This window comes from Amycolatopsis sp. NPDC052450 (assembly GCF_044547565.1).
In the GTDB taxonomy this organism is placed as follows: domain Bacteria; phylum Actinomycetota; class Actinomycetes; order Mycobacteriales; family Pseudonocardiaceae; genus Amycolatopsis.
This window is the reverse complement of sequence record NZ_JBIUAQ010000008.1, coordinates 39,252-60,213: the sequence shown is the minus strand read 5'-3', so window position 1 is coordinate 60,213 and position 20,962 is coordinate 39,252. Positions and strand designations below refer to the sequence as shown.

Below are 20,962 nucleotides of genomic sequence, written 5' to 3'. Positions count from 1 at the left end.
GCATGACCATCGAACAGCAGAGCCCGGCGTCGGTCTTCGGGACCGTGGCCGAGTTGCTGAGGGAACTGGTCGGGGACACCGACGTCCTCGGCATCGAGATCACCCCGCAGACCACCTTCCACGAGGATCTCCAGCTGGAGAGCATCGACCTGGTCACCTTCGCGAGCATCCTCGCCGAGTTCTTCGGCGCGGACGTGAACCTCGCCGAGTTCCTGGCCGAGAAGGATTTGGACGACGTGATCGGACTCCGCGTCGGCGACATCGCGGACTACGTCGCCGCCCGCCTCGGCGAACGGGGCTGAGGCGGTGCCGACGATGACCGTCAACGGGCTGCGCACGAACGTGCAGCTCGTGCCCGGCGGGGGCACGGAGACCGTGGTGTTCCTGCACGGCATGGGCACCGACAGCCTCGCGAGCTTCTACCTCACGCTGGCGCCGCCGGTCGCCGCCGCCGGAGTCGACGTGATCAGCTACGACCTGCGCGGGCACGGCAAGACCGAACGCCCCGAGCGCGGGTACACGATCGCGGACTTCATCGCCGACCTCGACGACCTGCTGGACCAGCTCGATCTCGACCGGCCGGTCCACCTGGTCGGCAACAGTTTCGGCGGCACCCTCGCCTACAGCTACGCCGTGGCGAAACCGGACCGCGTGCGCAGCATCGTGTGCATCGAATCGGAACCCGCCACCGAACTGTGGGCCGACAAAATGGCGCAGATCCTCGAGCACACCGTGCGGTTCTTGAAGGTCGAGGAGAGCTTCGACTGGATCGAGGCCAACTACAGCGCCCATCACCGGCGGCTCGCGCGAATGGCGGCCGAGCGGATCATGGCGACGTCGATGGCCGAGGAGGTCCCGCTCGGCCCGCTGCTGACCATGGACCAGGTGGCCGGGATCGACTGTCCCGTACTGTCCATTTTGGGCAGCCACGGCTATCAGGCCGACGATCTCACGGCGCTGACGTCCTTGTTGCCGCGTGGGGAGTTGCACGTGTTCGAGGGCCAAGGGCATTCGGTGCTCGTCGAGCAGCACCGGGAAGTCCGGGAGCTGCTGCTGAACTGGATCTCCCGGCACGGGAGGCCACGCGGATGAGCCGGTTCCTGCTGGTCGTCCCGCCGCTCACCGGGCACGTGGCGCCGTTGCGCGCGGTGGCCGCCGAACTGGTGGGGCGCGGCCACGACGTCGCCTGGTGCGGTCCGGAACCCACGACGTCCGAGCTGACGCGCGCGGGCCGGGTGTACGCGGCCGGCGACGCGCTGGAGTTCGCCGTGGAGCGCCGTCCCGAAGGCCTGCGCGGGTTCGCGGCGCTGAAGTTCCTGTGGGAGCAGTACCTCGTTCCGCTCGCGGACGCGATGGTGCCCGGCGTCGAGAAGGCGGTCGACGACTTCCGTCCCGACGTCGTGATCGCCGATCAGCAGGCCTTCGCGGGCGCCCTCGTGGCGAGCCGCCGCGCTCTGCCGTGGGTCACGTCGGCGTCGACGTCGACCGAACTCGGCGATCCGCTGGGCGCCATGCCAAAAATCGCCGCTTGGGTCGACGGCCTGCAGGACGGTCTTCGTGAGCGCCACAAGGTGTCCTGCGGCGACCTGCGCTTCTCCCCGGATCTCGTCCTGGCCTTCACGACCGTGTCCCTGACGGGGCCGATCGCCGACGCGGGCGCGGTCCGGTTCGTCGGCCCCGCGCTGGCCCCCGCGCCCCCGCTGGGGTTCTCGTGGGACCTGCTCGACGGCCGTCCGCTCGTCCTCGCGACCCTCGGCACCGCCAACGCCGCCCTCGGCCGCCGCTTCCTGTCCGAATGCGTCGACGCCCTCGCCGGGATCCCGGCCGTCCAAGGTCTGGTCGTCGATCCCACCGGTGAGCTGATCAGCGACGATGTGCTTTTGGCCAAACGGATTCCGCAGCCGGAGCTGGTGCGGAAGGCGGCGGCGGTGATCTGCCACGGCGGGCACAACACCGTCAGCGAGACCCTCGCTTCCGGGCTCCCGCTGGTGATCGCGCCGATCCGGGACGACCAGTCGATGCTCGCTCAGCAGGTCGAGGCCGCCGGTGCCGGGCTGCGGCTGCGCTTCGACCGCGCGAAGGCACCCGACATCCGCCGCACGCTCACCGAAGTGCTGACCGAGCCCGCCTACGCCGCGGCGGCCGCGCGAGTGCGGGCCTCGTTCGCGGCGGCCGGGGGAGTCGTGGCGGCGGCGGACCACCTGGAGTCCCTGCCGAGCTGAGGGTCGGTACGGACGGCTAGAGCCAATCCGTGCCTTGCCGGTGCGCGGATGGCGGTTTCGCGTGACTGGATGGACGACACACGTGCTTGGAGGGACGACACGCGTGTTCGGGCGGACGGCTCGTGGCAGGGCCCCGGCCGCGGTCGTGTCGTCCGTTCAGTCACGCGTGTCGTCCGCCGGATCACGTGTGTCGTCCGGTCAGTCACGTGAGATCGCCGGTGCTGGGCCTCGTGAGTGGTAAAGACGGTCATTGAGGCGTAGGGCAAAGGTGTCGGATCGCGGGGATTCGCTCGCGGCCGTGGGGCGAGCGTGTCGCGAAAGTGGCGTTGCGACCCGTCTCGACCAAGGGTCTCAGCGACGGCACCGCCGTAGCGAAGGCCCCTTTGCCGCCACACCCAGCTCCCGAGGTTGCGAAAGCCACTTTCGCAACCTGCCACCTTTGCCTTACCCCTCAATAGAACCGTCCCTATCACTCACGATCATCAGGACCCATCACCCGGCCATCGGGGTGACGTCCCGCGGTGTCCGGAACGTCCTTGCCGCGATCCATCCGCCCGCCAGCGCCGCCACGGCGGCGATCGCGAGCGAGACGGGGATCGACCAGCCCGAGGGCCGGCCCAGCGCGAGCGCCCTCGTCGCGTCGATCGCGTAGGTCAGCGGGTTGAGCGCCGAGGCCACCCGCAGCCAGGCCGGCATCGTCTCGAGCGGCATGTACGCGCTGGAGGAGAACATCAGCGGGAACATGACCACGAAGGACGCCATCTGCAGGGTTTCGGCCTTGCGCAGCCAGGTCGTGATGGCGACGAAGATCCAGCTGAGGCACCAGCCGACGACGAGCGTGAGCAGAAGTGCCGCGGTGACACCGAAAACACCGCCGGTGGGCCGGAAACCCAGCAGCACCACGCTGGCGAGCGCGGTCACCAGCAGTTGCACGCCGAGTCTGGCGGAGTCGGAGATGGTGCGCGCCACCAGGACGGCGGAAAGGCTGATGGGCATGCACCGGAGACGTCCGGTGAAGCCACTGTAGATCTCCGCGAGCAGTCCGGCGCCGGAACTCATCGCCGTGGTCATCGCGATGTTCACCAGCGTCGCCGGGACGAGGAAGTTCACGTAGCCCTGATAGGCCGCGACCCCGGGCAGCGTGCTGACCCCGTTGAAGACCTGACTGAACAGCAGGAGCAGCACGATCGGCTGCAGCAGACCGAAGAACACCAGCCGCCGGTCGCCGAAAGCGGTCTTCAGCGACCGCGCGGCGAGCACCCGGACCTGGGTGGCGAAGGTGCTCGGCGGCCAGCCCGCCGGATCGGTCAGCACCGACGGCGAAGGCGCGCGGTGGCGTGCCTCGGTCATGTCGCGACCGCCGGATTCCGGTGCAGGGAAAGGTAGACGTCGTCGAGCGTCGGCTCGGCGACGGTGAGGTCCTTCATCGGCGCGCCCGCCGCGTCGAGCGCGCGGACCAGCACGGTGATGTCGGCGGGCCCGGAAAGCGCGACGCCGACCACCAGCCCGGAGGCCGACGTCGTGCAGCCCATGCCGAGCCGGTGCAGCGCGGCCAGCGCGCGGCGGGCGGCGAGGTCGGTGCCGAAGGTCAGGGTCGCGGTCCGTTCCCCGAGCCGGGCCTTCAGTTCCGACGGCCGCCCGGAAACCGTGACGTGCCCCAGCCCCAGCACGATGACGTGATCCGCCAGCCTGTCCGCCTCCTCGAGGTACTGCGTGGTGAGCACGACGGTGGTGCCGCGCGCGGCGAGCCGTTCGACGCCGTCCCAGAGCCCCGCCCGGCTGAGCGGATCGAGGCCGGTCGTCGGTTCGTCGAGGAAGAGGACTTCGGGGGAGCCGACGAGCCCGGCGGCGAGATCGAGCCGCCGCCGCATCCCACCGGAATACGTCCGCGCCGGACGGTCCGCGGCGTCGTCGAGGCCGAACATGGCGAGCAGTTCGGCCGCGCGGGCCCTGGCCTGGCGACGGTTCGCGCCCAGGAGCCTGGCGACGAGTTCGAGGTTGCCGCGGCCGGAGAGCGCGTCGTCGACCGCCGCGAACTGGCCGGTGACCCCGATCCGCCGCCGGACGTGATGCCCGGCGCGCACGACGTCGAAACCGCAGACCTTGGCGCTGCCGCCGCTCGGCTTGACCCGGGTGCTCAGGATGTCGATCAGCGTCGTCTTGCCCGCGCCGTTGTGGCCGAGCACCGCGAGCACGGTGCCGCGGCCGACACGAAGGCTGATGCCGGCGAGGGCCGTCACTTCACCGTAGTGCTTGGCGAGGCCGGTCACCTCGATGGCAGCCTGCTCCATTCGCCGAACGTAGCGGCTGTTCCGACACGGCCGCAATGAACGCGGGCGGACTCCGGGCGCGGGTGACAGTTCCTCGCTCGCGGCTGCTGACGGAGGTGACAAAAACGATTTCGCGAGGCCGCCGATGCCAGTGAATTCACCGGCCGACCGCATGCGTATGACAAAGAAAAAGCGGCGGATTCGGTGTCCTTGCCGGTGCGGGTGGGCGCAGGTAATTTGTCGATTTCGTGTCCGCGCCGTTTCGGCGGATCACGCAATTCTCCGATTCCCGGGAGTGACCGTTGTGAAGTTCCCACTGAAGTCGAAAAGATCCGTGCAAGCCTTGGCCGCCGGTACGGTGGCCGCCGTCGCGGCCACCCTGGCCGTCGCCGGTTCCGGCTTGAGTGAGGCGGCGCCCGCGTCGCTGACGCTGAAGTACACCTGCCCGTTCCCGTTGATCGGCGACCAGACCCTGGTCGTGAAGATCGACACCGTCCTGCCGGACGACGCCGTGGCCGGGAAGACCTCCACCCCGATCACGTTCGACGTCGACGTCACCGTCCCGGCGGACGCGACAGCGGGACTCGCGCTCGTGGGTGCCACCACCGTCGAAGGCAGCGCGAAGGCCGCCGCGGTGCTGAAGTATCCGGTCGACAAGACGCTGAACCTCGGCCTGCCGCTGGTCATCCCGGTCACGCCGGTGCCGGAATCGGGGGAGTTCCACGTCAAGACGAGTGGCAAGGCGCCCGCGGTCACTTTCCCGAGCCCGGGCACGGCTTTCGTGACGGTCGGGAACTTCAGCACCACCATGACACCGAAGAACGCGCAGGGACAGCCGACCGACCTCGGCACCTTCACCTCGGACTGTGTCGTCCAGCCGGGACAGAACCAGCAGCTGGGGACGTTCGAGATCAAGCCCGCCGGCGGTGGCACCACGACGCCGACCATCCCGACGACTCCCACCACTCAGCCGACGACTCCCACGACGGAACCGACCCCGACCACGGAGCCGACCCCGACCACGACGCAGCCGACGCCGACGACCCAGCCGACCCCCACGACTCAGCCGACTCCCACCACGCAACCGACCCCCACGACACAGCCGACTCCCACCACGGAACCCACTCCGACCACGGAGCCGACCCCGACCACGAGCCAGCCGACGCCGACGACGGAACCCACTCCGACCACGACCCAGCCAACGAGCCCGACCACCGAGCCGACGTCGACCACGCAACCGACCCCCACCACGGAGCCGACTCCCACGACCGAGCCCACCCCGACGTCGAGCACCCAGCCGACGCCCACCACGGAGCCGACGCCGACAACCCAGCCGACCAGCCCGACCACGGTGCCGACCACCCCGACGACGCAGCCGCCGGGCGACACCCAGATCACCTACGGCGTCAAGGGCAAGACCACGATCGCCGGCCTGAACGCGAGGCTCCCGCTCGGCCCCGGTGAGTTCAGCGCGAAACTGAACGCGCAGTCGGGCAAGTTCACCGGGCGGTTGTCGCTGCCGCCGTCGAACGTGCAGTTCCGTTTCCTCGGCTTCTTCCCGGCCTCGGCGATGGTGAAGATCAACCAGGTCGGCGACGTGACGGGCACCGTCGACGCGGGCGCGGTGAAGGCCGACGCGAAGGTCGACGTCAAGCTGCTCACGGTGCGGCTGTTCGGGTTCCCGATCATGGCGAGCGCGACCTGCAAGACCGTCCGGCCCGCCGACATCCCGCTGGTTTCGTCGCACGGCTTCAACCCGTTGAAGGGCGGCAAGCTGACCGCTGAATACAAGCTGCCGCAGTTCCGCGGTTGTGGCCTGCTGACGCCGATGATCAGCGCGATGGCCTCCGGCGACGGGAACAGCCTGGAGATCACCCTCAAGAAGTAGGCCCGGTCTCGTGAGTGGTAACGACGGTTCTATTGAGGGGTAAGGCAACCGTGGCGTGCGCTGGGGTTGGCTGGGTTGCGGAAGCGACTTTCGCGACACCTGGTTGCGGGCTTGCGGAGGCTGGTCATCCCTGGCGGTGTGCGTGGGGAATCGGAAGCCGGGCATGTCTCCAATGTGGCATTGGGGACGGTCAGCGTCCCCAATGCCACATTGGGGGCATCAGGCCGCGGCGCGAGCCGCCATCGCACGCAACAGGCCACGTTCGCCTTACCCCTCAATAACCGTCATCACCACTCACGAGCGCCAACGCGAAACAGTTACGCCCATTACAACATTCCCGCGGTTCCGCCCGTCCATTCCCGCATTACTTGTGTCCCTGATCTTCCGCCAGTAGCGTGCTGCACGAGTTGGCCGTTCGGCCGGAGAAAGTCGAAGTGAGGAAGCCCGAATGTCAGTGATGACCGGGCGCGTTCCGCGCGCCTTCCTGCTCCCGGTGGTGCTGGGGCTGGGGGCGCTTTCCTTGGCTTCCGCCTCCGCGGAGCCCGCGCGGATCCAGCAGGCCGAACAGGAAAAGCCGCCTGCCGCCGCGCAGGCCGGGTTGAAGTTCGGCTTCTACGTCGGCGACGAAAAGCAGCCCACCACGAGCCGTGTCGCGAAACTCGGCTCGGACATCACGTTCCCGCAGGGCCGGTTCGACGGCTCGATCCTCGGTTTCAGCGACACCTCGCCGATCACCGGCAAGCTCGCCATCCCGTCGACGTCGAGCTACTTCATCTCCTTCCGGTTCATGCCCGCCACCGGCACCGTCGAACTCATCCCGGACGGCGACGCGACCGGCGTCGTCGACGTGGACACCGGCGCCACGGGCGACTGCAAGGAGGTCGGCACCAACATCTGCGCGCACACCGACGTCACCAACAAGGTGTTCATCAAGCTCTCGAACGTCAAAGTGGACGGCAAGGTCCTCGACGTCGGCCCGAACTGCCGGACCGCGCAGTCGGCGGTGGTGAACATCAAAGCCCTGGTGCCGCTCGCGTTCCCCGCCTCGCCGGTGAAGGTCACCAGCACCTTCGCGACTCCCGCGTTCAGCGGGTGCGGCGTGCGCGAAGACCTGAGCCCGTTGCTCACCGGCCTGGTCTCCGGCCCCGGCAACACGTTGGTCACCAACCTCGTGCTGCGGTGCGTCGGCTCGGGCCCGCCGCCCAACGGATGCGGAGCCTGACGATGTCCAATCCTGTCGCCCTGCTCGCCCGCGCGCCGGAGAAGGCCGCCGCGGGGCTGCGCGAATTCGGCCGCATGTGCGCCATGGGGATCGACGTCGTCCTCGCGATGTTCCGCCGCCCGGTGCAGGTCCGGGAGTTCATCCAGCAGTTCTGGTTCATCGCGAGTGTGTCGATCACGCCGGCGATCCTCGTGTCGATCCCGTTCGGCGCGGTGATCTCGCTGCAACTCGGCTCGCTCACGAGCCAGATCGGCGCGCAGCAGTTCAACGGCGCCGCGAGTGTCCTCGCCGTGGTGCAGCAGGCCAGCCCGATCGTGACCACGCTGATCATCGCGGGCGCGGGTGGTTCGGCGATCTGCGCGGACCTCGGTGCCCGCTCCATCCGCGAAGAGATCGACGCGATGGAGGTGCTCGGCGTTTCGCCGATCCACCGGCTGATCGTGCCCCGTGTGCAGGCGGCCATCGGCGTTTCGGTGCTGCTGAACGGTTTGGTCAGTGTCGTCGGCGTGCTCGGCGGCTACTTCTTCAACGTCATCGTGCAGGGCGGCACCCCGGGCGCGTATCTCGCGAGTTTCAACGCGCTCGCCCAGCTGCCCGACCTCGTGGTCAGCTCGATCAAGGCGTTCATCTTCGGTTTCCTCGCCGGCGTCGTCGCGGCCTATCGGGGGCTGAATCCCAGGGGTGGCCCCAAAGGCGTCGGTGACGTCGTCAACCAGTCGGTGGTGATCACGTTCCTGCTCCTGTTCTTCGTCAACACCATCCTGACCGCGCTGTACCTGCAGCTCGTCCCGGCGAAGGGAACCTGATCCCGTGACCAGCGTCCCCGAACGGGCCAAGGAAGCGTTGAAACGCCCCGGCAACAGTCTTTTCGAGCTGGGCGACCAGTTGCTGTTCTACATCCGCGCGCTCGCGGCGATCCCGATGGCCGTCACCCGTTATTTCCGTGAAGTGGTGCGCCTGCTCGCCGAGGTGACCTTCGGCAGCGGGGCGCTGGCGGTGATCGGCGGCACCGTCGGCGTGATGGTCGGCCTGTGCGTGTTCACCGGGATCACGGTGGGACTGCAGGGTTTCAGCGCGCTGAACCAGATCAACATCTCCGCGATGACCGGTTTCCTCACCGCGTACTTCAACACGCGCGAGATCGCGCCGCTCTCGGCGGGGCTCGCGTTGTCCGCGACGGTCGGCGCCGGGTTCACCGCGCAGCTGGGCGCCATGCGGATCTCCGAGGAGATCGACGCGCTCGAAGTGATGGCCGTGCGCAGCATGCCGTACCTCGTCACCACCCGGATCGTGGCCGGATTCATCGCGATCATCCCGCTCTACGTGATCGGCCTGCTGATCTCGTACCTCGGTTCGCGGGTGACCACGGTCGTCTTCTTCGGACAGTCCGGCGGAACCTACGACCACTACTTCTCGCTGTTCTTACCGCCTGAAGACGTCCTGTGGTCGTTCGTCAAGGTCCTCGTCTTCAGCGTCGGCGTCATCCTCACGCACTGCTTCTACGGCTATCGCGCCGCGGGCGGCCCGGCGGGCGTCGGGGTCGCGGTCGGCCGCGCGGTGCGGACGTCGATCGTGCTGATCAGCGTGCTCGACCTGTTCCTCAGCCTGGCGATCTGGGGCGCCACCACGACGGTGAAGGTCTCCGGATGAGCGCGCGGGCACGGACGCAGGCGGCCGGGGTGATCTTCCTCGTCATCCTGGTGCTGCTCGGCTGGCTCTCCGTGGCCATCTTCAACAAGGACTTCGACCGCGCGGAACTGGTCACGCTCAAAACCGACCGGGTCGGCAACCAGCTGGCCCCGCCCGCCGAGGTCAAGGTCCGAGGGGTCCCGTTCGGCGAGGTCAGGGCCGTCCGGGGCAGTGCGGACGGTGCGGAGATCGACCTTGCGATCGACCCGGCGAAGATCGATCAGCTGCCGCGCAACGTCTCGGCCCGGCTGCTGCCGAAGACGGTCTTCGGTGAGCGTTACGTCAATCTCGTGCTCCCGGACCGGCCGGAAGGAGGCTCGCTGCAAGATGGCGACGTCATCGGCCAGGACCGGTCTTCCAACGCGATCGAGCTGGAACGTGTCCTCGGCGATCTGCTGCCGCTGCTGCGGGCGGTGCAGCCGCAGAAGCTGAACAGTTCACTCGGCGCGATCTCGCTCGCCCTCGACAATCGCGGGAAATCCTTGGGGGACAGCATCGTCCAGCTCAACGACCTGCTCGGCCAGGTGAACCCGCTGATGCCGCGGTTCAAGGCGGACATCAGCGGCCTCGCCGACGTGGCGGACCTGTACACCGGGGCGGCGCCGGACATCCTCAAGGCCCTTTCGGATCTCTCGACGACGGCGAAGACCATTGTGGACACTCGGGCGGATCTCGACAAGCTGTACAGCAGCGTCACCACCGCCAGCGGCGACATGAACAAGTTCCTGGTGCAGAACAAGGAAAACATCATCGGTGTCAGTGTGAAGAGCAGGCCGACTCTGGAGCTGCTTTCCCGTTATTCACCCGAGTTCCCCTGCCTGTTCGACGCGGTGAACCGGCTCAAACCGGTGATGGAGAAGGCCTTGGGCAAGGGCACCGCCGAGCCGGGGCTGCACGTGACGCTGTCCGTCCACGATCCGCGCGACAAATACGTGCCCGGCCGGGACGATCCGCGGTTCGACCAGAAGGGTGGCCCGCGGTGCTACGGCGGCGGCGGGACTTCGGCGGCGGTGGCGTTCGCCGCCGATGGGGACCTCGGCCCGGCCAATTCGAAGGGGGAGCGGGGGCTGGTCGCCGAGCTGCTGGCGCCGTCGCTCGGGATGAAGCCGGCCGAGGTCCCGGACTGGAGCAGCGTGCTCGTGGGCCCGGCCTTGCGCGGTACGGAGGTGACCGTCCGATGAGGGGTGTCGCGGGGCCGGCGATCAAGGGCCTGATCTTCTTCGTGATCACCGTGGTGGCGACCGGGATCCTGGCCATCACCATCGCCAATTCCGGAGTCGGCACGACGGTCGGCTACACCGCCAGGTTCACCGACGCCACGTCGGTCAACCCCGGCGACGAGGTCCGCATGTCCGGTGTCCGCATCGGCCAGGTGGATTCGGTCGGGGTGGTCGAACGGCGGCTGGCGGACGTGCGGTTCTCGATCGAGAACAAGCGACGGCTCACGTCGGGTGCCACGGTCACCATCCGGTACCGCAACCTCGTCGGCCAGCGGTACCTGTCGATCGATCCCGGCCCGGACGGACCGGCGGCGCTGGACGAGGGCGCGCTGATCCCGCCGGAGCGGACACATCCGGCACTGGATCTCACCGCGTTGTTCAACGGGTTCAAACCGCTGTTCCAGGCGCTGTCTCCGAACGACGTCAACCAGCTGTCGTTCGAGATCGTCCAGGTGCTGCAGGGCGAGGGCAGCACCGTCGACAGCCTGCTCGAACACACCGCCTCGCTCACGAGCACCTTGGCTGGCAAGGACGAGCTGATCGGCCAGGTGGTCGGGAACCTCAACACGGTGCTCGACACGCTGAACTCGCAAGGCGATCAGTTCGACAAACTCGTCGACGTCACCGCGCAGCTGGTCTCCGGGCTGGCCGGTGACGCGAAACCCATCGGGCAGGCGATCGGCGGGCTCGGCGAGCTCACCACCGCCACCGCGGACCTGCTGCAGGACGGCCGCGCGCCGTTGAAAGCCAGTATCGACACCCTCGGGGACCTGTCGAAGAACCTCGCCGACAACACCCCGGTGTTCGAGCAGTTCCTGACGAACCTGCCGAAGAAGCTGGACCGCATCGGCGCGATGGTCTCGTACGGCTCGTGGTTCAACTTCTACCTGTGCTCGGTCAAATCGGACGCGCCACCCGCCCCGGGCGGCCCGCCGGTCGGTATTCCGTCGACCCAAGGACGGTGCCGGTGAAAGCGCCGAGGATCAAACCCTTCCGCGGTCGTAACCCGATCGTCGTCGGCACCGTCACGGCGGTGCTGATGGCCGCGGCGGGCTCGGCCGTCTTCTTCTCCGACGACCTCCCGCTGGTCGGCGGCGGCACCACGTACGCGGCCGAGTTCACCGAAGCCGCCGGGCTCAAACGCAACGACGAGGTCCGGGTCGCCGGGGTGAAGGTCGGCGAGGTGTCCGACGTCCTGCTGGACGGCGGTCGCGTCAAGGTCCTGTTCCGGGTCAAGGACACCTGGATCGGCAACCGCACCACCGCCGCGATCAAGATCAAGACGTTGCTGGGGCAGAAGAACCTGGTCCTCGACCCGGTCGGCAACGGGGAACTCGATCCGGACGAGCCGATCCCCGTGCAGCGCACCAGTTCGCCCTACGACGTCACCACGGTGTTCAACGACCTCGCGAACACCGTCGGCGCCATCGACACCGACCAGCTGGCGAAGGCGTTCGGGACGATGTCGGAAACGCTCGGCGCCTCCACACCGCAGGAGGTTCGGACGGCCTTCGACGGCATCACCGCGCTGTCCAAGACGCTCGCGTCGCGCGACGAGGAGCTGGTGAAGCTGTTCCAGAACACGAACAAGGTGTCCGAGACCCTCGGCGAGCGGTCACAGCAGATCGAGGCGCTGATCCGCGACGGCAACACACTGCTCACGGAGCTGAACGCGCGCAAGGACGCCATCGCGAAACTGTTCAGCGGCGTGAAGAACCTGTCGGTGCAGCTCAAGGGCTTGGTAGCGGACAACCAGAAGACGCTCGGCCCCGCGTTGGACCAGCTCGATCGCGTGGCCACCGTGCTGCAACGCAACCAGGACAAGCTCACCGAGAGCCTGCGGCTGGCCGGCCCCTTCTACCGGTTGCTCGGCAACGCGGTCGGCAACGGCCGCTGGATCGACACCTACATCTGCGGGCTCGTCCCGACCGGTGGCACACCGGGCAGCTGCATGCCGTCAAGGAAGGGGGGACGCTGATGGGGCGCCACTTCACGCTGGCCGATCTCGGCGGACAGGCCCGGCGACGGTCCTGGGTGCGACGGCTCGCGCTCGCCGTCGTCGTCGGACTTCTCGTCACGGCGGCCTGGCCGCTGCTGACCCGGCAGGCCGACCGCGTCGTGACCGGGTTCTTCACCGCGACCGTCGGGGTGTACCCGAACACCGAGGTGCGCGTGCTCGGGGTCCCGATCGGTTCGGTGACCAAGGTCGAGCCGCGGGGTACGAACGTCGAGGTGACCATGACGGTCCGGCCGGACGTCAAACTGCCCGCCGACGTCGGCGCCGTCGTGATCACGCCGAGCCTGGTCGCCGACCGGTACGTGCAGCTCACGCCGGTGTACGTGGGCGGGCCGGAACTGGGCGGCGACGCCCGGATCCCGCCGGAGCGAACCGTGACCCCGGTCGAGGTCGACGAACTCCTTGGCAGCCTCAACCAGCTGATGACCGCGCTGGGGCCGAAGGGCGCCAACAAGGACGGCGCGGTCAGCGACGTACTGACCAAGGCCGCGGCCTACCTCGACGGCAACGGCGGCAAACTCGGCGAGGCGATCAAGAACCTCGGCGAATTCGCCCGTACGGCGAGCGATTCGAAGGACGACCTGTTCAACACCGTCGACAACATCAGCAAGTTCACCGCGATGCTCGCTTCGAACGACGGCCAGGTGAAACAGGCGATCCAGCAGATCTCCTCGATCAGCAAGATCCTGGCCGATCAGCGGGACCAGTTCTCCGGCGCGATGACCGAACTCACCGAGGCGCTCGGCATCGTGCAGGGCTTCATCAAGGACAACCGCGGGAAGGTGAAGTCCGATGTGGACAAACTGGCCGAGATCACCAAGGTGCTCAGCCAGCAGAAGGCCTCGCTGAGCGAGGCGCTCGACGCGGCGCCGAACGCGCTGGCGAACGTCCTCGGCGCGTACAACCAGGGCGCCGGAACGCTGGACGGCCGAGGGAACCTCACCGAATTCTCGGGGGCGAAATGAAAACCCGGCTCGCTGCCGTCCTGATCCTCGTGCTGGCCGCCACCGGGTGCAGCGGCGGTGTCGACGTCTACGACATTCCGCTGCCGGGCGGCGCCGCGCTGGGCGAGCGGCCGATCCACGTCACGGCCAGTTTCAGCAACGTGCTGGATCTGGTGCCGCAATCCGGGGTGAAGATCAACGACGTCCCGGTCGGCCAGGTGCGGACCGTCGAACTGGCGCCGGACGGACGCAGCGCGGTGGTCGGGCTGCTCCTCAACGGGGACGTGAACCTGCCTGCCAACGCCGTCGCCCGGCTGCGGCAGGCGAGCATCCTCGGCGAGAAGTTCGTCGAGCTCGCACCGCCGGACGACGGCACCCCGAGCGGGCGGTTGGCCGACGGCGCGGTGATCCCGCTGGCGCGTTCGTCGCTGACCCCGGAGATCGAGGAGGTCTTCGGCGCGCTTTCCCTGCTGCTCAATGGTGGAGGCGTCGCGCAGGTGCAGAACATCACCCGCGAACTCAACGACGCGCTCCGCGGCAAGGAAAGCGCGGCCCGCAGCCTCCTGTCCAATTTGGACAAGTTCGTACGCGGGCTCGACGAACACAAGGCCGAGATCACCCGCGCCATCGAGAGCGTCAACAAACTCGCCGTGACACTGAACGCGAATACCGAGGAGATCAAGGCGACCCTGAACGGGCTCACGCCCGGGATCGAGGTCCTGAACCAGCAGCGTCAGGCGCTGGTCGGGATGCTGAAGTCGCTGGACGGGCTCACCTCGGTCGCGGTCGAGACGGTGAACCGCAGCAAGGACGACCTCGTCGCGGATCTGAAGGCGCTCGAACCGCTGCTGCGGAAACTGGCCGACTCGGGGGACAAGCTGCCGAAGGCGATGGAGATGATCTTCACCTTCCCGTTCCCCGACGCCGCGCTCGAGGCCATCCGCGGTGACTACCTGAACACCTTCCTGACCTTCAAGAACAGTGGTGGCCGCTGATGCTGACCAGATTCGTCCGCGCCCAGCTGGTGGTCTTCGTGGTCATCGCGGTCCTCGGTGTCGCGTATGTCGGCGCGACGTACGCGGGGCTGGACAAACTGGTGCTGGACCGCGGGTACACCGTCAAAGTGCGGCTCGCCACCGGCGGCGGGATCTTCGGCAACGCCGAGGTCACCTATCGGGGCGTGCCGATCGGCAGGGTCGGCGAACTGCGGCTGACCGCCTCCGGGATGGAGGTGGATCTCGAAATCGATCCTGGCGCCCCGGAAGTGCCGGCGGACACCGAAGCCGTCGTCGCCAACCGGTCCGCCGTCGGCGAGCAGTACGTCGACCTGCGGCCTCGGCGTGGCGACGGCGCGATGCTGCAGGACGGTTCGGTGATCAGCGAGGCGGATACGAAGATCCCGCTGCCGGTGGACGTCGTGCTGTCCAGTGTGGACTCTTTCGCCAACTCGGTGCCGAAGCCGGCCCTGCGGACCGTGGTCGACGAGCTGTACAACGCGACGTCCGACGCGGGCCCGGCGCTGGACCAGCTCGTCGGGCGGGGGATCGAGTTCGTGCGGGAAGCGAGCGCGCACGTCGGGCCGCTGACCAGGTTCGTGACCGACGCGCAGACCGTGCTCGACACGCAGCTGTCGCAGGCGGACGCGATCCGCTCGTTCGGCGCCAACGCGAAACTGCTCGCCGCGACACTGAAGAGCTCCGACGGCGATCTGCGCCGCCTGATCCCGGCCGTCCCGGCGGCCGCGAACGAGGTCAGCACGCTCCTGCGGGAGACCGGGCCGAGCCTCGGCATCCTGCTGGCGAACCTGCTGACCACCGCGGACGTACTGGAAACGCGACAGGACGGCCTCGAGCAACTGCTGGTCACCGCGCCGAAAGCGGTCGCCGCGGGGCACGCGATCATGGGGCCGGACGGCGCGCGCGTCGGCCTCTCGCTGACGTTCTTCGATCCGCCGCCGTGCGTCACCGGCTACGGAACCGGCTACCGCGACGGACTCGACACGTCGCCGCGCCCGTTGAACACCGCGGCGCGCTGTGCCCTGCCCAAGGGCAACCCGACGAACGTGCGCGGTTCGCAGAACGTGCCGGGAAGGTGAAGGCCATGACTCGAATCGCCGCACTCCTCGCAGCGGTCGCGACCGCGCTGGCTGCCTGGTTCGGCCACTCCTGGTGGGACGCGAGCCGGGACGACGGCGTCGCCCGGGCCACGGTCCGCGAGGAAGCGTTGCAGGTGGGCAGGCAGGCGGTCACCGCACTGACCACTTTGGACTACCGGCAGGCGGAACAGGGCTACCAGAACTGGCTGAACCTGTCCGGCGGCGCGTTGCACGAAGAGCTGGCGCGGGACAGGGAAGGCGGACTCGGCCGGATCAACCAGGCGAAGACCGTCACCACCGGCCGAGTCGTCGACGCCGCGGTGACCGAAGTGGACAGTGGCGGCGGGACCGCCGAGGTGATCGCCTCGGTCGAACTCGAAGTCCGGCCCGAGGGCGGGGAAGCCGTCACCAAGCACAACCGGTTCCGCGCCGGCCTGAACCGGACGCCGGACGGGTGGCGCGTCACGTCACTCGGCCAGGTGCCGGTGACCGACACCGGAAAGCCCTGACGGAGGACGGGATGACCACGAAACGAGCCGTCAAACCCGCGCGGCGCACGGTGAAGGTGGCCGGGAAAATGGGCGGGAGCACCCGGGTTCTGGATCCTCCCTCCGAAGCTGCCGACTTGGCCGATCCGGGCGCCGAGCCTGCTGATGAAGTTGTCGAGCCGGTGCGACGTCGCCGTCTCCCGCTGGTGTTCGGCGCGGTCGCGCTGGTGATGGCGGGCCTCGCGGGGTGGTTCGCCATCGAGGCGCGGGACGCCACGGCGGTACTGACGCACAACACCGCGCTGACCGACGTCGCCACCACCGCGGAGGTCAGCGACCAGATCGGCAAGGCGCTCGGCACGGTGTTCTCCTACCGCTACGACGACCCCGCCAAGAGCGAACAAGCCGCGAAAGAGGTCCTCACCGGTCCCGCGCTTGGACAGTACGACCAACTGTTCGCGCAGGTCAGAGGACTGGCGGCGGAGCAGAAACTGGTCGTGACCTCGACTCCCGTGGTCTCGGGGGTCAAGGTCCTCGACGGGGACCGGGCGTCGCTGCTGGTGTTCCTGGACCAGACCGGCGTGCGCGGGGACGGGCAGCGCAGTACGGGCGCGGCTCAGCTGAGCGTCACCGCCGAACGTTCCGAGGGCAGGTGGCGGGTGACCGCCCTGGCCGCCGCTTAGCGCTTCCGCAATTAGTCACCTACTTGCTGTGCCGTCGTTCCGTGAAGGCCTCCTTCCTACTCTCAAGGTAGGGAAGGAGGCCTTCACTACTTCGGGCTGGGGGAGGCTTGGGGTCCTCTCGGCCCTGAGCCGAGTGCCCCCAATGCGGCATTGGAGGCATTAAGTGACCCCAATGCCGCATTGGGGGCACCGGCAAGCTCACCCTCACGCAACCGACCCTCGTAGCGCGCAAAGCTTCAGGAGGGCGCGGCCCGCAGGGCCAAAATCATCTCGAACCGCCGCTCAGGGTCCCGCAGCCCGTCCGCGAACAGCGTCTCGAGTTCCTGAGCGCGGGACCGCACCGTCTGCGGGTGCACCGCGAGCCGTTCCGCGACTTCACGGACGTTCCCGCAGGTCTCCAGCCACGCCAGCAGCGTCCCGGCCAGCCGCGAATGCTGCTTGCCGGTCAATCCGGTCAGCGGCCCGAGCCGTTCCCGGACCAGCTCCGCGGCCAGGAACGGTTCCTTCAGCAGCCACAGGCGCGAAAGATGGTCGACGCACCACGTCACGGGTTCGTCCACGAGCGCGCCGGAGTCGACGAGCCGCAGGGCTTCTCGCGCGGCTCGCAAGGAGCGCGCCGCGAAAGCGGGTGGGACGGCGGGGCCGATCGCGGCGCGCCTGCCCGTCAATTGTTCGGCGAATCGTTCCCGGTCGTCCGGTTCCGGCGCGGGGAGCAGCAGGCAGGGAGAGGTGGTCTCGAAGTCGGCCAGCGCGGTCGACGCGACCGCCGGGGTTTCGTCCGGCGACTGCTCGAGCGCGACGGCGACGAGCAGGTCGGGGAGTTGCCAGCGGGCGAGGCCGGCGGCGTGTTTGATGACGTCGGGCGGCGACGGCGGTTCGGCGAGCAGGAGTTCCATCAGCCGGTGCCGACGGCGTTCGAGTGCGCCGGCGGCCTTTTCCCGCGCTTCCGCGTGGCCCTCGACGGACAGTGCCGACAGCTCGTCGATGTAGGCGAAGATGGCTTCCGCGAGCAGGCAGAGCGTCGCGGAAGGCACCCCCGCGCGGCGCCCGGCTTCGGCGACGCGGCGCCAGGTCACCCTGGCGCCGACGCGGTACGCCGCTTGGAGGACGTCGACGTTGCGGCCCTGCTGGAACTCCTGAACACCCAGGCTCAGGAACACGCTCCGGCGGTCTTCCGAGGGCGCCTCCGGGTTCCCGATCCGTTCCACGAACTGCAGGAACGCCATCTGGACGCCGGTCTTGAGCGCCTTCCCGAAAGCTCCGTCCAGCGGTCGCGCGTAGTCGGGGATGGTCCGCTGGATCTCGCGGACCACCTCGCCGGCCACGTCGGCGAGCACCGGCCGGAACACGGTCGCCAGCTCTCTCGGCAGCAGCGCCCAGAGCTGGACGGGGCGCCCGCTCGACCCGCCCGGCCGAGCGGGCGTGAGGAGCGGGCCGTACGTCGCCTCGACCCCGCTGCGGGCATCCTGCGGTCGGGTCACCTCGTCACCTCGTTGTGAGTGGGAAGGCTGATCTGTCAGTCCTCGGCGAGCAAGGCCTCCGCGCGCAGCGCGATCTCCATGTCGAGCCGGTCGTCGGCGTTGTTCAACCGGTCGCCGAAGAGATCGATGAGCTGGTGCATGCGGTAGCGGACGGTCTGCGGGTGGACCTTGAGTTTCTTCGCGATCTCCGGAGCGCTTCCCCGGGACTGGAGCCAGATCAGCAACGTCTCCCCGAGCCGCGCCCGCTGTTTGGGCGTGAGGTCGTCGAACGGGGCGAGGCTGCGCGTGCACAGCTCGCGGACCAGGAACTCGTCGGCGAGCAGCCACAGGGTGGACAGGTGATCGCTGTACCGCGTGACCGGATTGTCCGGCAGGATCCCGCGCTGGACCAGCCGCAGCGTGCGGCGGGCCCACAGCAGGGAGCGCGGCGCTTCGGTGAGCCGCACGGCGGGGCCGATCACCGCGCGCCAGCCGGGGAGCCGTTCGGCGAGGTCCTTCAGGTGCTTTTCGGGGTCGCCGGTGACCAGGCAGGGCTTGGGACCCTCGAAGTCGACGAGGACGTCGGCGTCCAGGTCGGCGCTGTCGGGGTCCAGCGGGCCGAGCCGCCGCTCCAGCGCGACGACGGTGATCTCGGTGGGCAGCGCCCACTGGGCGTTGGCGGCGTGGGACGCGATCGACTGCGGTGAGGACGGCGGATCGGAGAGCATCAGTTCGAGCAGCCTTCGCCTGCGTCTCGCCCTGGTGCCCGCGGCCCGTTCCTGCGCGGCCGTGTAGCCCTCGATCGAAAGCGCGGAAATCTCGTCCACGTAAGCGAAAATCGCTTCGGCCGCGGTGCACAGGAGATCGGCGTCCGCTCCGATCGCCTGCCCGAATTCCGAAACGTGCCGCCAGGCGACGCGGCCGCCGACGCGGTAGGCCGTCTGGAGACAATCGAGGCTGCGGCCTTCGTTGAACTCGACCTTGCCGAGGTTGCGGAACACCGCCGACCATTTGTCGAGCGCCGTCGTCCCCTGACCGATGGTATCGAGGCAGTGCAGGATCGCCTGCCGGATACCCTGCGTGATGATCTGTCCGAACGCGCCTTCCAGTGGCTGCGCGTATTCGGGGACGGCTCGTTGCACCTCCTGAAGGATGGCTCGTGCCAAAGGGTCGGCCCGCGGCCGGAACCGCTCGCCCAGGTCTCTGGGCAGTGACGCCCACAGTCCATTCGCGCCGGTGCTGCGCACAGGTCGGTTCTCCACTGGGGTTCTCGGTGCCGGCGTGAAGGCGCGCGGTCGTTGGACCGGACCCGGCGGCTGGCGGTGCGGGGTGGCGGGGTGACGCACGTCGGGGTCTGGCCGTGCGGTCCGCAGATCGTTCCGCGAGAACCCGGTATCCAAGTCGGTCATGTTTTTATCCTTGTTAGCAACAAAATCAGCCTCTTCAACGGTGAAGCCGATCCAGATTTTGTGGCTCACGCAACATAAAATCCGGCCGAGAGGACTGTCAACGGCTGGCGGGACCTTGATCGGCCACCTGGATGGACTACACCCGAACGGGTGGTCCATTCCGGCGGTGAGTGACATTTAGGCGGGCCTGAGATGGCGTCCGGATGACAACTTTTCCGGGGCGTTTTCGAGCTCTTCCGCCGCCTCGCTGGCGCGGATGAGCACCTCGACGACTTCGTCCAGGGTCAACCGGGCGGGCGCGGTCTCGGTCAGGAAGCGTTCGAGCTCGCTGCCGAACCGGGCCGGGTCGGCCACATGTGGAAAGTGTTTCGCATTTTCGAACACCGTCAAGCGGCTGTCCGGCAGCACTTCGGCCGTCTTACGGCCGTGCGTGACCGGAATGAGCGGATCGTGCGCGCCCCAGACGACGAGAGTGGGCACTTCGCGGGCGAGGTAGAGCTTGTCGATCGCGCTCGCGCGCTGACCGCGGAGGTCGATCAGGCTGCGCGCGATGAACAGGAACGCCCGCCGCCTGCCAGGGTCGGCCAGTGACGCAAGGTGACGGGTCAGCTCGCGGGTTTCGGCGGAGAACTTCCCGCCGAGTGAGCGGCCCGCCGCCGCGAGCCCGCGCGCGATCGCGACGGTGAGCGGGTTGACCGCGAGGGTGAGTGTCGCGTTGGCGCCCGGCAGCGCCGTCGCGCGCAGCACCGGGGTCACCTGCGGGCCGAGTCCGGCGCTGCCCACGAGCACCAGCCGGGCGCACATCTCCGGGAACTGGTAGGCGAACTGCATCGCGATCCCGCCGCCGAGGGAATGCCCGACGAGGGTCGCGTGCCGGTTCCGGGTGAGCGCGAGGACGTCACGGACCACGCTGGCCATCGCGCCGAGGCCGTAATCGGCCCGAGGGGCGGCGGAATCGCCGTGGCCGGGGAGGTCGGGAGCGAGGACACGGCGCCCGGACCCGGTCCGCTCGAAATGGTCGAGCAACGGCGCCCAGGTCTCACTGCTGCCCGAGATCCCGTGCAGCAGCACGAGCGGCTCGCCGATGGCGTCCTTTGTGGACGGAAGGTATTCCCGCAGCCGGATATCCCGCCCGTGCAAGGTCAGTGTGCGCGCTTCGAGGGCCATGTCCCGCCTTTCGGTTGTCAGGCGTCAAAATAACGTGAAGAAAGCCCGGTCCGTCAGCGTGTCGCGGGACACGTCCGGTATTTGCGACCGGGGTGACAAGAATGCCGGGGCGGACCCCGAGACGGATGCCAAAACCGGGACCGGCGGGCAATCGCGCATCGACATTTTCCCACCGTCCCGGTATTCAG

The 20,962-nt window shown here is 68.5% G+C and carries 20 protein-coding genes; 15 read left to right on the top strand and 5 right to left on the bottom strand.

Annotated features, from left to right (window positions below; genetic code table 11):
• The first annotated feature begins 2 nt into the window (after positions 1-2).
• Genes ACIHAO_RS15865 through ACIHAO_RS15855 form a run of 3 tightly spaced genes read left to right on the top strand, consistent with a single transcriptional unit; the run spans position 3 to position 2,222 of the window.
• A complete protein-coding gene (locus tag ACIHAO_RS15865) occupies positions 3-302 on the top strand; it encodes a phosphopantetheine-binding protein (protein ID WP_101608575.1) in 300 nt (99 codons plus the stop codon).
• 4 nt (positions 303-306) lie between these two features.
• Positions 307-1,092 (top strand): alpha/beta fold hydrolase, encoded by a 786-nt coding sequence (locus ACIHAO_RS15860; RefSeq protein ID WP_125787039.1) that lies wholly within the window; start codon positions 307-309, stop codon positions 1,090-1,092.
• Positions 1,089-2,222: a glycosyltransferase gene (locus tag ACIHAO_RS15855; protein WP_396558364.1), complete on the top strand. Its 1,134-nt coding sequence runs from the start codon at positions 1,089-1,091 to the stop codon at positions 2,220-2,222. Before ACIHAO_RS15860 ends, ACIHAO_RS15855 begins: the two co-directional genes overlap by 4 nt.
• 492 nt (positions 2,223-2,714) lie before the next feature.
• Here the strand turns inward: ACIHAO_RS15855 and ACIHAO_RS15850 are convergent, their stop codons facing one another.
• Both ACIHAO_RS15850 and ACIHAO_RS15845 read right to left on the bottom strand, forming a co-directional pair.
• Complete coding sequence (locus tag ACIHAO_RS15850) at positions 2,715-3,572, bottom strand: ABC transporter permease (RefSeq protein WP_396558362.1); 858 nt, start codon at positions 3,570-3,572, stop codon at positions 2,715-2,717.
• Complete coding sequence (locus ACIHAO_RS15845; RefSeq protein WP_396558360.1) at positions 3,569-4,513, bottom strand: ATP-binding cassette domain-containing protein; 945 nt, start codon at positions 4,511-4,513, stop codon at positions 3,569-3,571. Before ACIHAO_RS15845 ends, ACIHAO_RS15850 begins: the two co-directional genes overlap by 4 nt.
• A 283-nt stretch (positions 4,514-4,796) precedes the next feature.
• Between ACIHAO_RS15845 and ACIHAO_RS15840 the strand changes: the two genes are divergently transcribed.
• The 12 genes from ACIHAO_RS15840 (at position 4,797) to ACIHAO_RS15785 (ending at position 16,738) form a co-directional block, all read left to right on the top strand.
• Positions 4,797-6,380 (top strand): DUF6801 domain-containing protein, encoded by a 1,584-nt coding sequence (locus ACIHAO_RS15840; protein WP_396558358.1) that lies wholly within the window; start codon positions 4,797-4,799, stop codon positions 6,378-6,380.
• Positions 6,381-6,828: 448 nt separating this feature from the next.
• Positions 6,829-7,602 (top strand): hypothetical protein, encoded by a 774-nt coding sequence (locus tag ACIHAO_RS15835; RefSeq protein ID WP_396558356.1) that lies wholly within the window; start codon positions 6,829-6,831, stop codon positions 7,600-7,602.
• A gap of 2 nt (positions 7,603-7,604) precedes the next feature.
• On the top strand, positions 7,605-8,408 hold the full coding sequence (locus tag ACIHAO_RS15830; protein ID WP_396558354.1) for an MlaE family ABC transporter permease: 804 nt from the start codon (positions 7,605-7,607) through the stop codon (positions 8,406-8,408).
• 4 nt (positions 8,409-8,412) lie between these two features.
• Positions 8,413-9,252 (top strand): ABC transporter permease, encoded by an 840-nt coding sequence (locus ACIHAO_RS15825; protein ID WP_125787047.1) that lies wholly within the window; start codon positions 8,413-8,415, stop codon positions 9,250-9,252.
• Entirely contained in the window at positions 9,249-10,472 is a 1,224-nt protein-coding gene (locus ACIHAO_RS15820) for an MCE family protein (RefSeq protein WP_396558352.1), read from the top strand. Before ACIHAO_RS15825 ends, ACIHAO_RS15820 begins: the two co-directional genes overlap by 4 nt.
• A complete protein-coding gene (locus ACIHAO_RS15815) occupies positions 10,469-11,482 on the top strand; it encodes an MCE family protein (protein WP_396558350.1) in 1,014 nt (337 codons plus the stop codon). Before ACIHAO_RS15820 ends, ACIHAO_RS15815 begins: the two co-directional genes overlap by 4 nt.
• A complete protein-coding gene (locus ACIHAO_RS15810) occupies positions 11,479-12,489 on the top strand; it encodes an MCE family protein (RefSeq protein ID WP_396558348.1) in 1,011 nt (336 codons plus the stop codon). The genes ACIHAO_RS15815 and ACIHAO_RS15810 overlap by 4 nt, the downstream gene beginning before the upstream one ends.
• Positions 12,489-13,493: an MCE family protein gene (locus ACIHAO_RS15805; protein ID WP_396558346.1), complete on the top strand. Its 1,005-nt coding sequence runs from the start codon at positions 12,489-12,491 to the stop codon at positions 13,491-13,493. The genes ACIHAO_RS15810 and ACIHAO_RS15805 overlap by 1 nt, the downstream gene beginning before the upstream one ends.
• Positions 13,490-14,467 (top strand): MCE family protein, encoded by a 978-nt coding sequence (locus ACIHAO_RS15800; protein WP_396558344.1) that lies wholly within the window; start codon positions 13,490-13,492, stop codon positions 14,465-14,467. The genes ACIHAO_RS15805 and ACIHAO_RS15800 overlap by 4 nt, the downstream gene beginning before the upstream one ends.
• Positions 14,467-15,567, top strand: coding sequence for an MCE family protein (locus tag ACIHAO_RS15795; protein WP_396558342.1), 1,101 nt, complete (start codon positions 14,467-14,469; stop codon positions 15,565-15,567). Before ACIHAO_RS15800 ends, ACIHAO_RS15795 begins: the two co-directional genes overlap by 1 nt.
• Before the next feature lie 5 nt (positions 15,568-15,572).
• On the top strand, positions 15,573-16,076 hold the full coding sequence (locus ACIHAO_RS15790) for a hypothetical protein (RefSeq protein ID WP_125787053.1): 504 nt from the start codon (positions 15,573-15,575) through the stop codon (positions 16,074-16,076).
• Positions 16,077-16,087: 11 nt separating this feature from the next.
• Complete coding sequence (locus ACIHAO_RS15785) at positions 16,088-16,738, top strand: hypothetical protein (protein ID WP_396558340.1); 651 nt, start codon at positions 16,088-16,090, stop codon at positions 16,736-16,738.
• A 236-nt stretch (positions 16,739-16,974) separates the two neighbouring features.
• Here the strand turns inward: ACIHAO_RS15785 and ACIHAO_RS15780 are convergent, their stop codons facing one another.
• The 3 genes from ACIHAO_RS15780 to ACIHAO_RS15770 all read right to left on the bottom strand — a co-directional run bounded on the left by ACIHAO_RS15780 (position 16,975) and on the right by ACIHAO_RS15770 (position 20,774).
• On the bottom strand, positions 16,975-18,219 hold the full coding sequence (locus ACIHAO_RS15780) for a helix-turn-helix domain-containing protein (RefSeq protein WP_396558338.1): 1,245 nt from the start codon (positions 18,217-18,219) through the stop codon (positions 16,975-16,977).
• Between the two features lie 35 nt (positions 18,220-18,254).
• A complete protein-coding gene (locus ACIHAO_RS15775) occupies positions 18,255-19,445 on the bottom strand; it encodes a helix-turn-helix domain-containing protein (RefSeq protein WP_396558804.1) in 1,191 nt (396 codons plus the stop codon).
• 339 nt (positions 19,446-19,784) lie between these two features.
• Positions 19,785-20,774: an alpha/beta fold hydrolase gene (locus ACIHAO_RS15770; RefSeq protein ID WP_396558336.1), complete on the bottom strand. Its 990-nt coding sequence runs from the start codon at positions 20,772-20,774 to the stop codon at positions 19,785-19,787.
• Between the last annotated feature and the right edge of the window lie 188 nt (positions 20,775-20,962).

Excerpts from the sequence above, each read along its gene's own strand:
- ACIHAO_RS15865 (WP_101608575.1), top strand. The coding sequence starts at position 3 with ATGACCATCGAACAGCAGAGCCCGGCGTCGGTCTTCGGGACCGTGGCC.
- ACIHAO_RS15855 (WP_396558364.1), top strand. The coding sequence starts at position 1,089 with ATGAGCCGGTTCCTGCTGGTCGTCCCGCCGCTCACCGGGCACGTGGCG.
- ACIHAO_RS15850 (WP_396558362.1), bottom strand. The coding sequence starts at position 3,572 with ATGACCGAGGCACGCCACCGCGCGCCTTCGCCGTCGGTGCTGACCGAT.
- ACIHAO_RS15845 (WP_396558360.1), bottom strand. The coding sequence starts at position 4,513 with ATGGAGCAGGCTGCCATCGAGGTGACCGGCCTCGCCAAGCACTACGGT.
- ACIHAO_RS15835 (WP_396558356.1), top strand. The coding sequence starts at position 6,829 with ATGTCAGTGATGACCGGGCGCGTTCCGCGCGCCTTCCTGCTCCCGGTG.
- ACIHAO_RS15830 (WP_396558354.1), top strand. The coding sequence starts at position 7,605 with ATGTCCAATCCTGTCGCCCTGCTCGCCCGCGCGCCGGAGAAGGCCGCC.
- ACIHAO_RS15820 (WP_396558352.1), top strand. The coding sequence starts at position 9,249 with ATGAGCGCGCGGGCACGGACGCAGGCGGCCGGGGTGATCTTCCTCGTC.
- ACIHAO_RS15815 (WP_396558350.1), top strand. The coding sequence starts at position 10,469 with ATGAGGGGTGTCGCGGGGCCGGCGATCAAGGGCCTGATCTTCTTCGTG.
- ACIHAO_RS15805 (WP_396558346.1), top strand. The coding sequence starts at position 12,489 with ATGGGGCGCCACTTCACGCTGGCCGATCTCGGCGGACAGGCCCGGCGA.
- ACIHAO_RS15800 (WP_396558344.1), top strand. The coding sequence starts at position 13,490 with ATGAAAACCCGGCTCGCTGCCGTCCTGATCCTCGTGCTGGCCGCCACC.
- ACIHAO_RS15795 (WP_396558342.1), top strand. The coding sequence starts at position 14,467 with ATGCTGACCAGATTCGTCCGCGCCCAGCTGGTGGTCTTCGTGGTCATC.
- ACIHAO_RS15790 (WP_125787053.1), top strand. The coding sequence starts at position 15,573 with ATGACTCGAATCGCCGCACTCCTCGCAGCGGTCGCGACCGCGCTGGCT.
- ACIHAO_RS15785 (WP_396558340.1), top strand. The coding sequence starts at position 16,088 with ATGACCACGAAACGAGCCGTCAAACCCGCGCGGCGCACGGTGAAGGTG.
- ACIHAO_RS15770 (WP_396558336.1), bottom strand. The coding sequence starts at position 20,774 with ATGGCCCTCGAAGCGCGCACACTGACCTTGCACGGGCGGGATATCCGG.